This window comes from Comamonas endophytica (assembly GCF_023634805.2).
GTDB classification, from domain to species: domain Bacteria; phylum Pseudomonadota; class Gammaproteobacteria; order Burkholderiales; family Burkholderiaceae_C; genus Comamonas; species Comamonas endophytica.
Genome location: NZ_CP106882.1, coordinates 74,553 through 88,444 on the forward strand (window position 1 = coordinate 74,553; position 13,892 = coordinate 88,444).

The following is a 13,892-nucleotide window of genomic DNA, read 5'->3' on the forward strand; positions in this document are numbered from 1 at the left end:
GTGTGCCTCATAGTTCAGCGCTGCGGCATCCGCCAGCAGGCATGCCTCGCGAGCGGTCAGGTCGGCACATCGAAGCATCAGGCTTGGTACGCTCGGCGCCGACCGTGCACATGCACACTGCGCTTCCTCGGCATGGACCAATGATCGCCGGCTGGGCCGCGGTGCCCGGTTCAGGCTGCAGGATCCAGGCGCTCTATGCGGTTGCGGCCGTTTCTCTTGGCGGCATACAGTTGCTGATCGATGGTCTCGGCAAATACCGCGGACTTGCCCTCTTCTGTCGGTACCACCGTTCCCACGCCAATACTGATGACTCGATGCCATGCGGTGCCAGCGCATGAATGATGGCCTGCTTGTCGATACGGCGCTGGCAGCGCTCGGCCACTTTCCACGCCATGCCCGTATCTGCGCCAGGAAGCAGAACCACGAACTCCTCGCCGCCAAAACGTGCCACCAGATCGCGTGGACCGTCGAGCGCCAGACTCAACGTCCGCGCCACCTCGACCAGACACTGGTCGCCGCGCAGGTGCCCGTACAGGTCGTTGTATTGCTTGAAATAGTCGATGTCGATCATCAGCAGCGACAGCGGCTGGCTGCGCGCATTTTCCCACTCCTGCTCGAAGCTGGCGTTGAAACGCCGGCGGTTGGCGATGTTGGTCAGTCCGTCCTTGAATGACAGCGCTTCGAGCTCGTTTTGGAGCGTCAGCAGCCGCTCTTCGGTTTCCTGCGTTCGCTGATGTCGAACATGAAACCGATCAGCGCCTCGACTTCGCCCTGCGCATCGCGCACCACATGCACCACATCGCGGATCCAGACATAGCCATTGTCACGGGTCAATGCGCGGTAATCCGCCTCATGGTCGACGCCAGACTGCGACTGCGTCACACAGAAATTCACAACCCTTTCACGGTCTTCGGGATGCATGCGTTGCGCCCAGTCCTCGACGCTGCGCCAGCTATCGCGGCTCCAACCAAGCAGTGGCTCGATCTGCGGACCAATATAGGAAAACTTCATGCTGGCCCAGTCGATCTTCCAGGGAATGGCCCGGGTCGATTTCAGCAGTGTCTGATAGACCCGAGGGTCGTCACTGAACTCCGTTGCAATGCTCACTTGTGCCACGCCCTCTGAATACTCGGATGTGAAGGCAAGGCCAGCTTATGCCTGATTGGACGAGCGCATACCGTGCTCTTGGAAGTGCGCGCTGCGCTTAAGATCAGCCCATGAAGCAAGTGCAACTCCGACTGAATGTTGCGTTCTCGGCCAAGGACCAAGCCAAAGGCCTGGGGGCGCGCTGGGACCCGCAGCAGCGCAGCTGGTATGTTCCATTTGGCCTGGATATCCAGCCGTTCCAGGCTTGGTGGCCGGACTCTCTCAAAGGGCAAGGCGGTGAGGCTGCCGGGCATCGGGACAACGCAGACGCCGTCATCGCGCGCAAGCCACCCGCCGCACGCGTGATGACGGCCAAGCCAGCCATTGTCACCGGTCCGGACGAGGTCGCACCGGACCATACGGACAAGTTACCGTGGGAGGACTGAGCGCATAGCCACCTGAGCGCCCCGAGGACGTTCAGGCAACCGGATAGCGCTGCCTGGACCGTCCTCCCTTCGGGCACTGGTCTCAGGCGACTTCACTTTGTCAGGCAGCGCGGGCGTCGCCGCGCGGCCCACGTCGCGGGTCACGAAGCGCGCTTCCAGCCAGTCGGCCCAGCGCGCGGCCCGGCGCATCAGATCGCTGCGGTACCTGGCGTTGTACCGGGGCGTGCGCGAATGGTAATTGGCGACCCGGGTCCACAGGTCGCCTGAATCCTTGCGAATGTGCTGGCGCAGCCGCCAGGCCGCCAGCTCGAAGGGATAGCACCCCGCGGCAGCTACATCGCCGGACGAGATGCCATAGCGGCTCAGCTCGGTGAGATATCGGGTGTTGAACTGCATGGCGCCCACGTCATGCGTACCATTGGTGTTTTTGACCCATTGACCCGGTTTGCCACCCTCCTTCTCGGCCACCGCCAGCAGGATATTGGCCGGCAACTCGTATTTCATGGCCGCCGAGATCGAGCACACCACGCGCTCATGCATTGGAGCTGGCAAATCGGCCAGAGGAGCGCTGTCCATTGGCTTCTCATCGGCGGGCAATACCGGCTGCGGCTGTGTCCTCAGCCCGTATCCGGGCCTGCCAGGCACGCTGGGCGGCTGCATGGTCCTTTGCCGCGACCCAGTAGCCGCCGCGCTCGGGCACACCCACATACCGCGGCAGCACCCGGGCCCAGTCGCTGTAGGCATGCGCAAGATAAGCCTCGCAATAGGCCGGCATGCGGTTGCTCACGGTAAAAACCTCGGGTGCCAATGCCGTGGGGCGGCTTTCGCTGGCATTGAGTGATGCGGCATCGCAACGCCCAGCGGCCTCCGACTGCGCTGCCACCAGATCCGACATCGGTGCGGTCTGCTGGGAAGCCGGGCACAAATTCAAAAAGTCCTTGCGTTTGCGAATGGTCTGCGCAAGCTTGCGATGCGTGATGCTGAAGTAATGGCGCAACGCCTGATTGCACTCTTGCGGCGGCGATCCAGTGGACAGGCAAAGAACGGCTTCGCACGCGAGCCGGACATCGCCCTCAAGCTCCACTTGCGCATAGGCGTTGAGTCCGAAGCCAGCCACGGCAACGATGGCTGAAACGACCAGATATCTGCTGCACATACAACACTCCTCAGGGAATCATCCCTTGCTTGAATCACCTTGCACGAAGGCCGCGACTTCGGAGGCGCGTTGCGTGCGGTCCCCTGCCCGGCTGCCTGTGGGTAGAGCGCCCGAACGATCGATTGCCGAAGCAACCCGTGCGCCCAAGGTCGCGTCCATGCGTTCGCGCGCCTGGCTGCGCAGCCTGGCCATCTTCTCCTTTCCTACGGCCAGAGACCCCTGGGCCAGAAAACCGGCGGTGCCTGTTGCAGTGGCAAGCGCACGGCCGAAGCCGGTGTGCCCACGCTGGTCAATGCCTGACACATCGGCCGAGCCAGCGCCAGGTTGCCCGGAGCCTGTCGCCTGCCCACCCGATAGCTCGGCTCCGGCGCCTTCTCTGGTGGTGCCGGCGTCCATGGAGCGGGTGCCATCGCTGCCTGCGCTTTGACCGCTGCCACTGCGATCGGCGCTGTCGTTGCCGCCGCTGGCAGCGCTGCCGCTGCTTGCGCTGCTGACGGATGGACTGCCGCCGCCCCTGCCGCCTTCCTCGCTGTCGGCACTGTGCTCGCTACCGCTGGCACTCCGGTCATCGTTGCGGGTGCTACTGCTGGAGTCAGCCGTGCCGCTGTCAACTGTCCTGCCAGAGTCCATATCGGCAAATGCGCTTGAGCCTTTGTTATCCAGCTTGCCCGCAATGTCAGCCATGGCACCCGTGGCGCCGCCTCCTGCCGCCCGGGTATAGGCAGCCATCAACGCCTGGGCACCGCCGGCTCCATGGGCAGCGCCCGATCGCACGGCCGCGCCCGCCATGCCGGCCGCGGCCGTTGCCGCGCCTGCCGCTCCCATCGCGGCGCCCATCACTGCTCCTGCACCAAAGCTGCCGATATCGTTTGAAGCACCGCCGGTCACCAGGCCCGCCACCATCGCCGGAAGCTTGCTGGCCAGCATCAACAGCACCAGGCAGAACACCAGCAAGACGACCATCTCATTGAGGTTGTTCTCCGCCTTGTTGAATTGCTCGTAGTAACCCTTGAGCAGGTCGTTGCCGATGCCCACCAGCAGGACCATGGTCATCAATTGCACGCCCACACCCAAGACGCTCTTGTAGTAATTGATGGCCATGTCGCTGGTCCAGCGGCTGCCGCCGAAGCCCAGAAAGAAGATGCCGGCATACATCAGGATCCAGCCCGAAACCAGCAGCAGCAGCATGTTGACGGCCACTGCCGCCAGCAGCAGCAAGATGCCGGCGCTCAGCAGCATGCCAACCAGGCTTTCCACCGGCGCCCATACCGAGATCTTGGTCACCGACTGCTGCCAGATCTTGAAACCGATATCGATGATGGCGGATGGCGTGATGCTTTGCTGCCCTGCGGCGCTGGCCCCCAGCTGCTGCATCGATGCGATGATGGAAGAGGCAAACGCCGGCCCGTTTCTCAGCAGCCAGAGGAAAAATCCGAAAAACAGGATGAAGCGGATGAACTCGGCAAAGAATTCACCGATATCCGCTTTGCGCAGCACCATCATGCCGCCGGTCCAAGCCAGTGAAATCGTGCCCAATGTCCAGAACAGCCAAGTGGCAGCCTTCATCATCACGTCCTGCCAGGCCGTGGCCTTCACGGAAAATTTCGACACTACCGTGTCGAGCAGGGCCATGTTGTCGAGCGCAGCCTGCGCCGGACCTGCCAGCAAAAGCAACGCCAGGCTGACACCACAGCACAACCAGATGCGCCCGGATCGCATGGACAACATTGCGGCATGAGATGCCATGGTGCGGCCTCCTCAGGGGTTGATGCTCAGCCAGTCGCGCGGGTTGGGCATATAGCCCATACGCTGAGCGTTGGCTGCTTCCCTATGGAAGACCACGCGCTTTCCATGCGGCAGGGCAAGCCATTCCAGCGGTTCAACGAGCTGAGCCGTGCGTGGTGTGGAATTGCAAAATTGCTTGGAATCAGCGCGCCAGCTCGGGTTGGCCATGCGCGTGACATTGACGAGCTTGCAGTTTTCCTCGCTGGCCTTGGGCCATTGCGGCATGCCGCAATCTGTCAAAGCCAATGCCAGCAGCGGCGAAAGCGTCCAGATGGGGGAAGCCACGACGGTCTCCTTCAGCGTTTGATGCTCAGCCAGTTCAGCGGATTGGGGGTATCGCCAAGACGTGGAGCCAGCGCACCCTTGCGGGAAGCCTGCGCGAGCGCCTCACGGTCGGCTTGCACCTGCTGGCGTGCGGCCAGTGCCGTGCTCTGGGCAATCAGCACAGCGCGAATCTGCTGCAGTTGATACGCGACGTGGCTGGCCAGTTGGTTGGCAGCGCCCAGCGCCTGCATTTGTCCAGCGGCCCCCTGCGCGCCCTCTTGCAGCTCCTTCAATTGAAGCGCGTCGCTTCGCATCGACTGATGCTGCCGGTCCAGGCTGCGCAACAGCGCGTCATTGGCGCTTTTCTGCGTTTGCGCTCCCAGCCGCCCCTGCTCCTCGGACACCTGTGCCCGCTGCGCCGCACTGCAATCGGTATTGAAACAGGCCGATGACTGGTAACCATCCACATCCTTGAACCTTTGCAGATGCTTCTCGAGACTGCCAGCCTGCTGGCGGTAGTGGTCCAGGGTGCCCATGGCAGTGCGCAGCCGGCTTATGGTGACCTGGGCCTGGTCCCAGACATACCGGGGAGGCACTTTCGAGTTCTCCAGCATGTTTGCGTACTGCTTCAACTGGAGGTCGTACTGCTCTATCTGCTTGGCTGTCTGCGCTACCGCCTCCACGGCTGACTTCGTGGTCTGGGCGAAGTTGCCGGCATCAAACACGGGAATGCCACCCGCCCGCGCGGCGCAGACGCACACTGCCCAAGCCACGGCCGTATTGATCGCGAAAAATTTCGGGAAATGCCGCTTCATGCTGTGCCTCCTCAATAGTCAAACGCCCGGTACGGCTGGGGAAAACTCAGATCCTTGGTGACGACCACGTTGAAGCGGTAGCCCGGCCGGATTTCCAGGGTGGGCGCGATGCCCATGTTCTTGGCGATCATCTGTGCCGTGACCTGGCCCAGTTGCTGGCCCAGGGCCTCGCTCAGCGCGCTGCTGGTGGTGGGTGCGTTGCCGAAGGGCGACTGGGTATCGCGCTGGCTGATCGCGATACCGGCGGTGACGCCCGACATCAGCAGCGCCGAGCCAAAGAGCCGCAGGTAATGGTTGTTGGTGCGGTCATGGAAACCGGACCGACCAGCGCCATCGGCGCCGGGCATGGCGCCGATATCCATGGCCTTGCCATCGGGAAACACGATGCGCTGCCATGCCACCAGCACGCGCGACTGGCCGTAGGCCACTTCGCTGGCGTACTGGCCCACCAAGCGCGCGCCCTGCGGTATCAGCCTCCATCTACCGGTGGCGGTGTCGAACACGTCCTGGCTCACCTGGGCCACGATCTGGCCGGGCAGATCGGAATTGATGCCGGAAATCAGCATGGCCGGCAGCACGAAGCCGGCGCGCAGCAGATAGGGGCTGCGCGGCGCCTCGGGCTGCTCGTCGAGCTGCCAGCGATCGCCGCCCTTGCCCTGTGGCTGGAACTGCGCGTAATCCGGGTTGCCATCTACCGCGTCATGCCCGCTGCCCTCGGCTGCTGCCCCTGCGGCACTACCACGCTGCAGCTGCTGCAGCCGTGCCTGGTAAGCAGCGCTTGGGTCGCCCGGCGCCTGGGCATCGATCTGCTGGCGGGCTGCCGCCAAACGGGCCAACGCTTCTTCGCGCGATGCTGCCGCGCTGCCACGGGCGGGAGCCGAGGCCGCGCTGCGTGCAGCCTCCATGCGCACGCCGGTCTTGGCCTTGATGGCCTCCTCGAGCTGCTGCAGCTTGAGCATATGAACGCGCTGCGCGTCCTCGTTGACCGAAGCCGGACCGGCGGCCTGCGGCGGCGGGGGCGGTACGTCGAGGTTATCCGGGCGCGCGATATCGATGGATAGCGGCATCGGAACCTCCGGGGGCGGCCGATGTTCGGCCTGGATGATGCCTCCCTTGCGCGCGCCGGCTATTTCCTGCGCGAAGGCATTGCTGCTGCCGGTTTTTCCATCCGGCGCAGCGACCGGGTGGCTCTGCCCCGCAGCGCGGTCGGCAGCCACCAGCGCCATGATCAGCAGGAACACCGCCATGGCGGATATGGCGATGTACAGCGGCAGATTGTTGACACGCCGCACTCCCGTGCCGCGGGCCATACCCGCAGGCGAGCCCAGCGGGGACATCCGGTCTATGGCCGCCATGGCTACTCCTTGCGCACCCAGGCGCCGGCCGGCACGAGCTGGCCTTCATGCGCCTGGTAGACGCGGGTCAATGTCTGGCTGCCCACGAGCAGGCCGATGCGGTACAGCCCCGGGCCGGCGGCCTGATCGAGCACATAGCCCAGAGGCACACCGGAGGCGGATGACGGCGTGGCTGCGGGTGCCGGCGCGGCCGCAGCCGCCTGGGCATCGGATGCCGGCTTGAAATCCTCCAGTGCATAGCCGCTGGCACGCAAGCCAGCCGCCAATGGCTGGCCAAAGGGGTCTGAAGTGGCCTGCTGCAGCTTGAAGCGGGTACTTCCGGGCGGATAGAGCAATACCAGTTGCCTCACCGCTGCATCTGCCAGTTGCTGCTGCACCGGCGCGGGTGCATCGCTGAAGTTGCCTGAAGTGTTGGCACCTGTTGCCGCGCAGCCGGCAAGGCTGGCCAGCAGCAGGGTGCAGTAGATGAAGCGGATCATGGCCGTGCTCCCCGGGTGATGGTGACGCGCTCCTGGCTGCGGCCTACGCCCGCCACCAGCACCGCCTTGTCGAACACCGAATCGACGATGTAGCGGTCCCCCTGGACGCGGTAATTGACCATTACCGTGTCATCGCCCTGCAGCAGGCCCCCCTCCTTGCGCACCACCAGCAGCGCCGGCGCTTCGGTTTGCTGCATGGCGCCCGGCATTTCAATGATGGTCTTGCGGCCGTCGTTGTAGACGCGCACCGGTTTCCAGCGCGCCGCTCCCGCAATGTCATAGGCAAAGTCCAGGTTGCCCAGGTATTCGCCTGTGGAAGCCAGGGTGCGCTGCTGCTGCTCCTGGCTGGCGCGGGTCTTGAGCGCATCCCATTTGGCCAACGCTTCCTCTGGATAGGTGAAGCCGACGCGCGGCATGAACGCCGTGCGGTGCGAGCGCAGGCGCAGATGGTAGGTGCGCCTGTCGGTGGACACGATCAGCGAGGTCTCCAGACCCACGTCCATGGGCTTGATCACCAGGTGCTGCACTTCGGCGGCCCCGCTGCCGGTGACGGCCGGCTCCACCGTCCAGCGAGCGGCATCGCCCAGGTGGATGGAGTTGACCTGCTCGCCGGCCTGCAGCTCGATATCGCAGACCTGCAGTACCGCGCAGACGATGCTCGGCTGCTGCGCGCCGAACAGAAAGCGCACCGTTCCATCGCTGCCGGCCACAGGCTGCAGGCCCTTCGCGTCGGGATTGCGCCATTTGTTGGCAATGGCAATGGCGGCTTTTTCCTGCGCCGTGAGTTGGGGGTTGGCGTTGGAAAAATACAGCTCGTTCAGCCGCGGCTCGGCCGCGCCGACGGTGCTCAGGGCGCCCAGCGACAGCGCCAAAATGACCTTGTGCATATGGATTGCCTCTCAAAGCTGCTTGGACCAGGAGAAATCACGGGCATAGATGCCCAACGGGTTGTTGCGCACCTGCTCCTCGGTGGTTTGCGCCGTAGGCGCCACGGTGTAGACCGTCACCAGTGAGCGCATGCGTACCGGCTCGCCTTTGGGTACGCCCTGGCGATCGTGTGTGGTTTCCACCCAGTCCACCTGCCAGGTGTCGGGTGTCTGCGGCAGCACGGACAGGATCTCGGTGCTCACGGTTTCCTGGGTCGCCCTCTTGAACGGGCTGCTGTCCTCGCTGCCGTTGAGCCAAGCGTTGGCTTTCTGAGTTGCGGGATCGTCGGCAGACAGCATGGAGTACGCCCGGAACACCGCCTTGCGCTGCAAGGCCACGTCGGGCGTCACGAGGCGCAGGTCGCTGATGAACGAAGCCACGGCCGCGTGCACCACGCGCGGGTCGGCGCCGGCCGCGCGCCCGGCTGGCGCAATCGCCAGCGGCTGGCCCAGCTTGTCGACCTCCACCACATAGGGCACGAACTTCGACTGGCTGCCGATATAGACCAGCCCGCCGACCGCGGCCAGCACGATCAGCAGCGACATCAGCCCGAGCAGCTGCCAGGCCTGGCGCGACGACACCAACGCACCGACATGTTCGTTCCAGCCGCGCCGCGCGTTCAGGTAGGGGTTGTCGCTTTCTTCGCCGCGTGCCTGCGCCGGCCCGGCACTCGAGGGGGAATGCAACCAGCCCCCGATGGTGTGTGCAATGTTCATGCCGCCTCCTTGTAGTCATTCAGTTGCAGATTGCGCGCGGCGAGCCAGGGCTCAACCCAGGCTGCGCCATGCCGGGCTTCGAGCCCCTTGATGGTGCCCAGCGATTCCTTGTCCGAGGCACCGACGAAGGCCAGCGCCAGCGGCCCGAGTGCCAGGTCATATAGGCGCCGGCCGCTTTCGGAGACGTAGTAGTACTGCCGCTTCGGGGTCGCCGTAGCAAGGATGTCGATCTGCCGCGCATTGAGTCCCATGCGCCGGTACAGCGCGGCGGTGTCCTCATCGCGCGCATACACGTTGGGAAGGAAGATCTTGGTGGCCGTCGACTCGACAATCACGTCGAGAATGCCCGACTGGGCCGCATCGGACAGGCTCTGGGTCGCCATCAACACCAGGCAATTGGCCTTGCGCATGACCTTGAGCCATTCGCGGATCTTGGCGCGGAACACCGGGTGCCCCAGCATCAGCCAGGCCTCGTCGAGGATGATGGCGGCGGGCTGGCCCTTGAGGCTGCGTTCGATGCGCCGGAACAGATACAGCAGCGTCGGCAAGGCGTACTTCTCGCCCAGGCCCATCAGCTCCTCGATCTCGAACACCGTGAAGTCCGACAGCTGCAGACCGTCTTCCTGCGCGTCCAGCAGATGGCCCATGCAGCCGTCGACGGTGTACTGGCGCAGCGCCTCGCGGATGGTTTCGTCCTGGATCGTCACCGTGAGCTCCGATAGCGTGCGCGCGCCGCTGGCATGCATGTTCATGACCGCATTGCCGACCTCGTTGCGCTGCGCCGGCGTGCTCACCACGTGGTTGAGCGCGAGCAGCGAGTCGATCCATTCCATGGCCCAGGCCCGGTCGGCTCGGGTGTCGAGGAACTGCAGCGGGCAGAAGGCCAGCTTGTCGTCGTCTGCCGCCACGTTGAAATGCCGGCCGCCCACGGCCTTGGCCAGCGGATACATGGACAGGCCCTTGTCGAACGCATGGATGCACATGCCTGGATAGCGCCGCAGCTGCGCGGCCAGCAAGGCAAGGTGGGTGGACTTGCCGGCACCGGTGGGCCCGAACATGAAGGTATGGCCCAGGTCGCGCACATGCAGGTTCAGCCGGAAGGGCGTGGCGCCCTGCGTCACGCAGTGCATCAGCGCCGGAGCCAGTGGCGGATACATGGGGCACGGCGCGGCATTCAGCCCGGTCCAGATGCTGCTGGTGGGCAGCAGGTCGGCAAGGTTCAACGTGTTGATCAGCGGCCGGCGCACGTTCTCCACGCCATGGCCCGGCAGGCTGCCCAGGAAGGCATCGAGAGTGTTGATGGTTTCCACGCGCGCCGCGAAGCCCAGCCGGTTGACGGCCTTCTCGATCTGCCGCGCCGAGGCCTCGAGCTGCGCGCGATCGGGGTCCATGAGCACCACCACACCGGTGAAATAGCCGGCGGCCACGAGCCCGCTGTTGATCTCGCCAATGGCTGCCTCGGCATCGGCCACCATCGACAGCGCATCCTGATCGATGGCGCCGGTATGGGTGTTGAATACCTGATCGAAGAAGCCGCGCGTCTTTTGCCGCCATTTCTTGCGGAAGCGGTCGAAGTGCTTCACCGCCTCGATGCCGTCCATGAAGATGAAGCGGCTCGACCAACGGTATTCGCAGGCCAGTTCGCCCAGCGCCGTCAGCATGCCAGGCGTGGACTCCAGCGGAAAGCCTTCGATGGCCACCACCTGGATGAATTGGCGCCCGATCTTTGGCACCACGCCGCCCAGCAATTCCTGGCCGCCGAGCAGCGCATCGAGATACATGGGGTTGCGCGGCAACTGCACAGGGTGGTCCAGCCCGGTGATGCAGCGCTGCAGCCAACGCAGCAGGTCGTCATGCGTGACCCGCGAGCCATCTTCTTGGGTGATCTTCTGGCCACGCAGGCGCTGCAACTCGATGGCCGAGGACAGGCGCGATTCGACGGCCACGCACTCGCGCTGGAAATGCTCGATCAGACCCTGCGTACGCGCCCGGTGTCCGGGGGCGCGCGTGTCGTCGTCGAACATCAGCTCGACAAACCTGCGCTGTGCCAGCAGCGGTGGAAAGTAGGTCAGACTCAGGATGAAGTAGCCCTCGTACATCGTCCCGAGCCGCTCGAAGAGCCGGCGTCGCTCCTCGTCGATCGCGGCCGAGACCGGGTCGGGAAAATGCGAGAGCCCCGAGGCGCCATAGCGCGGCGCCGGCATGCGCACCGCATCGACGTGCAGCATCCAGCCATTGCCCAGGCCGGCCAGCGCGTGGTTAATGCGCATGGACACGGCCTCGCGCTGCACGTCGGTGCTGCTGCCGTGGTCTTCGCCCTTGTAGAGCCAGGCGGCGGTGAAGGATCCGTTCTTGCCGACGATGACACCGTCATCGACCACGGCCGCATAGTTGAGCAGGTCGGCCAGCCCGGCGTCGCCGCAACGGTGGCGCTTGAGCTTGAGTTGGGCGTCCACGGCGCGGATGCGCAGCAAAAGCCACAGCAGCAGTACCGCGCCCAGCACGGCAATGGAAACGGCGATGGCGGGGATCATCGCGGCAGCCTTTCATGCGCCGCGCGGTTCACGCGAAATGGCGTGCTGCGCGCGCTGTAATAGGCCCTGTAGCGGCGATGGCGCAGATACACCGGGCGCAGCTTGGGATCGGATTTGGCCATCAACCGGCATGCGAACAGCGCGCCGAACCACAGCCCCAGACCGGCAAATGTGGCGCGCAGCTCCTGTGCGCTGAACACCAGCGCGAACGCCAGAAGTCCCGAGAACATCACCAGCTCACGGTCGCCGCCCATGAACAGGTTGTCGCGGTTGCCCGAGCGGCGGATGGGAATGGAACGCAGTGCCATGGCTCACCCCTGGAGAAGAGCCCGGCCGGCAGCCACCGCCGGCTGCGGCGTGGCGGCCTGGGCTATTTCAGCGCCGCGGCCGAAGAAGGTGCCCATGACGTTCTGCGCGCCGACCAGCAATGCCATGACCAGCACCAGGAAGACCATGGTGCGGAAAAAGCCGTTGAGGTCGCCGCCAAAGATCAGCACCCCCCCCGCGATCACGATGCCGATGATCGACAGCGCGAAGGCCACGGGCCCGGTGACGGAGTTGCGCAGATTGCCGAGCCAGCTCTCGTAGGGCAGCGCGCCGCCCTGGCCCTCCGCGGCCCAGGCCCCAGGTACGACCAGCAGCCACAGCATGAGCAATGACAGCAGCAGCCAGAATCCGCGTGGCACCGGGCTGTGCGGAGCCCGAATTGCGAAGGAAGGGGGAAAGAGTCGAATGCGTTGCATGGAAATGCACTCCTCACAGTCCTTGGGTGATGTAGCGGCCGTTCGCGTGCCCGGAAATGCCGAGGATTTCCTGGACCCGGCGGCCGCCTTCGGGGGTGCGGGCGATATGCACCACGACATGAACCGCCTCGCCGATGAGCGCTTCGATGTCTGCCGGCGCCGCCTCGTTGCGCGTGATCAGCGAACGCAGCCGCGACAGCCCGGCACTGGCGTTGTTGGCGTGGAGCGTGGCCGCCCCGCCCTCGTGCCCGGTGTTCCAGGCATCGAGCAGATCGAGCGCCTCGGCGCCGCGCACCTCGCCCACCAGGATGCGGTCGGGACGCATGCGCAGCGTGGTCTTGAGCAGCGCCGACATCGGCACGTCCATCGAGGTATGGAACTGCACGAAGTTCTCCGCCGCGCACTGGATCTCGCCGGTGTCCTCGAGGATGAAAACGCGCTCCGTGGGGTCGCACAGGACCATTTCATGGATGATGGCGTTGACCAGCGTGGTCTTGCCGGAGCCGGTGCCGCCGATGACCAGGATATTGCGATGGTCGCGCACCGCGGCCTGCAGGGCATCGTGCTGGGCCCGGGTCATGATGCCGGCTTCGACATACTGTGCCAGCGCGAAGATCGCGACGGCGCGCTTGCGGATGGCAAAGGTGGGCGCCGGCACCACCGGCGGCAACTGGCCGGCGAAACGCGAGCCGTCGAGCGGGAATTCACCCTCGAGCACGGGCTTGCCGCGGGTGACCTCCTTGCCGTGGTAGCCGGCAATGGTCTTGATGATGGCTTCGGACTGCGCCGCGCGCAGTGCACCTATGCATTGCATCTTCTCCCCCAGCCGCTCCTGCCACAGCCGCCCATCGGCATTGAGCATGAGCTCCACGGTGCGCGGATCGTTCAACGCCCCCAGCAGCAGGGGCCCCATGTCGCGCTCGAGCTTGCGTTTCGCTCGTTCCTTGAGACTGGAGAAGTCCTCTTCGATCATCGCGCCCTCCGAATGGCAATTCGGCGAACGATATACCGAAACAAAAGCCGCAACAACGGCTTTCGCTCAAAGAAAGTGTTACTTGAAATTACCGACCTTCAACGATGGCATCGGGCCATCGGCGTAAGCCACTTTGCTGACCAGCAAGCATCTCCGCCGGTTTTTAGCCGCTAAATTTCCGGAAGTTCAAGAAGGAGCATCACCGGATTTGGAAATGGCCTTGCGATTGGCCTCGTCCCACTGGCGCACATTGAAAGCCTGGTAATCCGTGAGCACGGCCGACACCTGGGACAGCCCCTGGGGCAGACGGCGCGTCAGGCGGTACCTACCCGCCGTTTCATGTACCGCAGGAGTGGTTTCGGGGGCCTCGAGCAGCGCGGGCAGGGGAACGTCGAGTGCGGCAGCGATGGCGGCCATGATCTTCAGCGAAGGGTTGGCCTTGCCGTTGGTCAGATCGGAAAGAAACGAAATCGACATGCCGGCCTTCTGCGCCAGGGTCTGCTTGGTCATCTGCTTATCGTCGAGCAACCTCAGCACATTGGCCATGAAAATCTCGTAGTACACGACTTGCGCCCCCTTGTCCGGCTTTTGGCCGCTGAAGTTTCTTCTTGCG

At 64.5% G+C, this 13,892-nt stretch carries 15 protein-coding genes and 1 pseudogene; 1 reads left to right on the forward strand and 15 read right to left on the reverse strand.

Going from position 1 to position 13,892, the window contains the following annotated elements; genetic code table 11:
* Window positions 1-170: 170 nt before the first annotated feature.
* Window positions 171-1,107 (reverse strand): annotated as a pseudogene (locus M9799_RS17265) (diguanylate cyclase domain-containing protein).
* Window positions 1,108-1,217: 110 nt separating this feature from the next.
* Between M9799_RS17265 and M9799_RS17270 the strand changes: the two are divergent.
* Window positions 1,218-1,532, forward strand: a complete 315-nt coding sequence (locus M9799_RS17270) for a DUF5710 domain-containing protein (RefSeq protein WP_231044868.1) — start codon at window positions 1,218-1,220, stop codon at window positions 1,530-1,532.
* On the opposite strand, the gene M9799_RS17275 is transcribed toward M9799_RS17270, so the two are convergent.
* The 14 genes from M9799_RS17275 to M9799_RS17340 all read right to left on the reverse strand — a co-directional run bounded on the left by M9799_RS17275 (window position 1,515) and on the right by M9799_RS17340 (window position 13,843).
* Window positions 1,515-2,108 carry a transglycosylase SLT domain-containing protein gene (locus M9799_RS17275; protein ID WP_231044869.1) on the reverse strand — a complete coding sequence of 198 codons (594 nt, stop codon included), beginning with the start codon at window positions 2,106-2,108 and terminating at the stop codon, window positions 1,515-1,517. The genes M9799_RS17270 and M9799_RS17275 overlap by 18 nt on opposite strands.
* Before the next feature lie 7 nt (window positions 2,109-2,115).
* Window positions 2,116-2,688 (reverse strand): TrbM/KikA/MpfK family conjugal transfer protein, encoded by a 573-nt coding sequence (locus M9799_RS17280; protein WP_231044870.1) that lies wholly within the window; start codon window positions 2,686-2,688, stop codon window positions 2,116-2,118.
* 18 nt (window positions 2,689-2,706) lie between these two features.
* A complete protein-coding gene (gene trbL, locus M9799_RS17285; RefSeq protein WP_231044871.1) occupies window positions 2,707-4,434 on the reverse strand; it encodes a P-type conjugative transfer protein TrbL in 1,728 nt (575 codons plus the stop codon).
* A gap of 12 nt (window positions 4,435-4,446) precedes the next feature.
* Window positions 4,447-4,758 (reverse strand): entry exclusion lipoprotein TrbK, encoded by a 312-nt coding sequence (gene trbK / locus M9799_RS17290; RefSeq protein ID WP_231044872.1) that lies wholly within the window; start codon window positions 4,756-4,758, stop codon window positions 4,447-4,449.
* Window positions 4,759-4,769: 11 nt separating this feature from the next.
* Window positions 4,770-5,552 (reverse strand): P-type conjugative transfer protein TrbJ, encoded by a 783-nt coding sequence (trbJ, locus tag M9799_RS17295; RefSeq protein ID WP_231044873.1) that lies wholly within the window; start codon window positions 5,550-5,552, stop codon window positions 4,770-4,772.
* Window positions 5,553-5,563: 11 nt separating this feature from the next.
* Window positions 5,564-6,907, reverse strand: coding sequence for a TrbI/VirB10 family protein (locus M9799_RS17300; RefSeq protein WP_231044874.1), 1,344 nt, complete (start codon window positions 6,905-6,907; stop codon window positions 5,564-5,566).
* Between the two features lie 2 nt (window positions 6,908-6,909).
* Window positions 6,910-7,386 (reverse strand): conjugal transfer protein TrbH, encoded by a 477-nt coding sequence (locus tag M9799_RS17305; RefSeq protein WP_231044875.1) that lies wholly within the window; start codon window positions 7,384-7,386, stop codon window positions 6,910-6,912.
* Window positions 7,383-8,273, reverse strand: a complete 891-nt coding sequence (trbG, locus tag M9799_RS17310) for a P-type conjugative transfer protein TrbG (RefSeq protein ID WP_231044876.1) — start codon at window positions 8,271-8,273, stop codon at window positions 7,383-7,385. The genes M9799_RS17305 and trbG overlap by 4 nt, the downstream gene beginning before the upstream one ends.
* A 12-nt stretch (window positions 8,274-8,285) precedes the next feature.
* Window positions 8,286-9,029, reverse strand: coding sequence for a conjugal transfer protein TrbF (locus M9799_RS17315; RefSeq protein WP_231044877.1), 744 nt, complete (start codon window positions 9,027-9,029; stop codon window positions 8,286-8,288).
* Complete coding sequence (locus M9799_RS17320) at window positions 9,026-11,563, reverse strand: VirB4 family type IV secretion/conjugal transfer ATPase (protein WP_231044878.1); 2,538 nt, start codon at window positions 11,561-11,563, stop codon at window positions 9,026-9,028. The genes M9799_RS17315 and M9799_RS17320 overlap by 4 nt, the downstream gene beginning before the upstream one ends.
* A complete protein-coding gene (locus tag M9799_RS17325; RefSeq protein ID WP_231044879.1) occupies window positions 11,560-11,871 on the reverse strand; it encodes a conjugal transfer protein TrbD in 312 nt (103 codons plus the stop codon). The genes M9799_RS17320 and M9799_RS17325 overlap by 4 nt, the downstream gene beginning before the upstream one ends.
* Window positions 11,872-11,874: 3 nt before the next feature.
* Window positions 11,875-12,249 (reverse strand): conjugal transfer system pilin TrbC, encoded by a 375-nt coding sequence (gene trbC, locus M9799_RS17330; RefSeq protein WP_422689532.1) that lies wholly within the window; start codon window positions 12,247-12,249, stop codon window positions 11,875-11,877.
* A 70-nt stretch (window positions 12,250-12,319) separates the two neighbouring features.
* Entirely contained in the window at window positions 12,320-13,279 is a 960-nt protein-coding gene (gene trbB, locus M9799_RS17335; protein WP_231044880.1) for a P-type conjugative transfer ATPase TrbB, read from the reverse strand.
* A gap of 186 nt (window positions 13,280-13,465) precedes the next feature.
* Window positions 13,466-13,843 (reverse strand): helix-turn-helix domain-containing protein, encoded by a 378-nt coding sequence (locus M9799_RS17340; RefSeq protein WP_340163031.1) that lies wholly within the window; start codon window positions 13,841-13,843, stop codon window positions 13,466-13,468.
* Window positions 13,844-13,892: the final 49 nt, after the last annotated feature.

What these genes read in the sequence shown, in the direction of transcription:
- M9799_RS17270 (WP_231044868.1), top strand. Translation starts at nt 1,218, where the DNA reads ATGAAGCAAGTGCAACTCCGACTGAATGTTGCGTTCTCGGCCAAGGAC.
- M9799_RS17275 (WP_231044869.1), bottom strand. Translation starts at nt 2,108, where the DNA reads ATGGACAGCGCTCCTCTGGCCGATTTGCCAGCTCCAATGCATGAGCGC.
- M9799_RS17280 (WP_231044870.1), bottom strand. Translation starts at nt 2,688, where the DNA reads ATGTGCAGCAGATATCTGGTCGTTTCAGCCATCGTTGCCGTGGCTGGC.
- trbL (WP_231044871.1), bottom strand. Translation starts at nt 4,434, where the DNA reads ATGGCATCTCATGCCGCAATGTTGTCCATGCGATCCGGGCGCATCTGG.
- trbJ (WP_231044873.1), bottom strand. Translation starts at nt 5,552, where the DNA reads ATGAAGCGGCATTTCCCGAAATTTTTCGCGATCAATACGGCCGTGGCT.
- M9799_RS17300 (WP_231044874.1), bottom strand. Translation starts at nt 6,907, where the DNA reads ATGGCGGCCATAGACCGGATGTCCCCGCTGGGCTCGCCTGCGGGTATG.
- M9799_RS17305 (WP_231044875.1), bottom strand. Translation starts at nt 7,386, where the DNA reads ATGATCCGCTTCATCTACTGCACCCTGCTGCTGGCCAGCCTTGCCGGC.
- trbG (WP_231044876.1), bottom strand. Translation starts at nt 8,273, where the DNA reads ATGCACAAGGTCATTTTGGCGCTGTCGCTGGGCGCCCTGAGCACCGTC.
- M9799_RS17315 (WP_231044877.1), bottom strand. Translation starts at nt 9,029, where the DNA reads ATGAACATTGCACACACCATCGGGGGCTGGTTGCATTCCCCCTCGAGT.
- M9799_RS17320 (WP_231044878.1), bottom strand. Translation starts at nt 11,563, where the DNA reads ATGATCCCCGCCATCGCCGTTTCCATTGCCGTGCTGGGCGCGGTACTG.
- M9799_RS17325 (WP_231044879.1), bottom strand. Translation starts at nt 11,871, where the DNA reads ATGGCACTGCGTTCCATTCCCATCCGCCGCTCGGGCAACCGCGACAAC.
- trbB (WP_231044880.1), bottom strand. Translation starts at nt 13,279, where the DNA reads ATGATCGAAGAGGACTTCTCCAGTCTCAAGGAACGAGCGAAACGCAAG.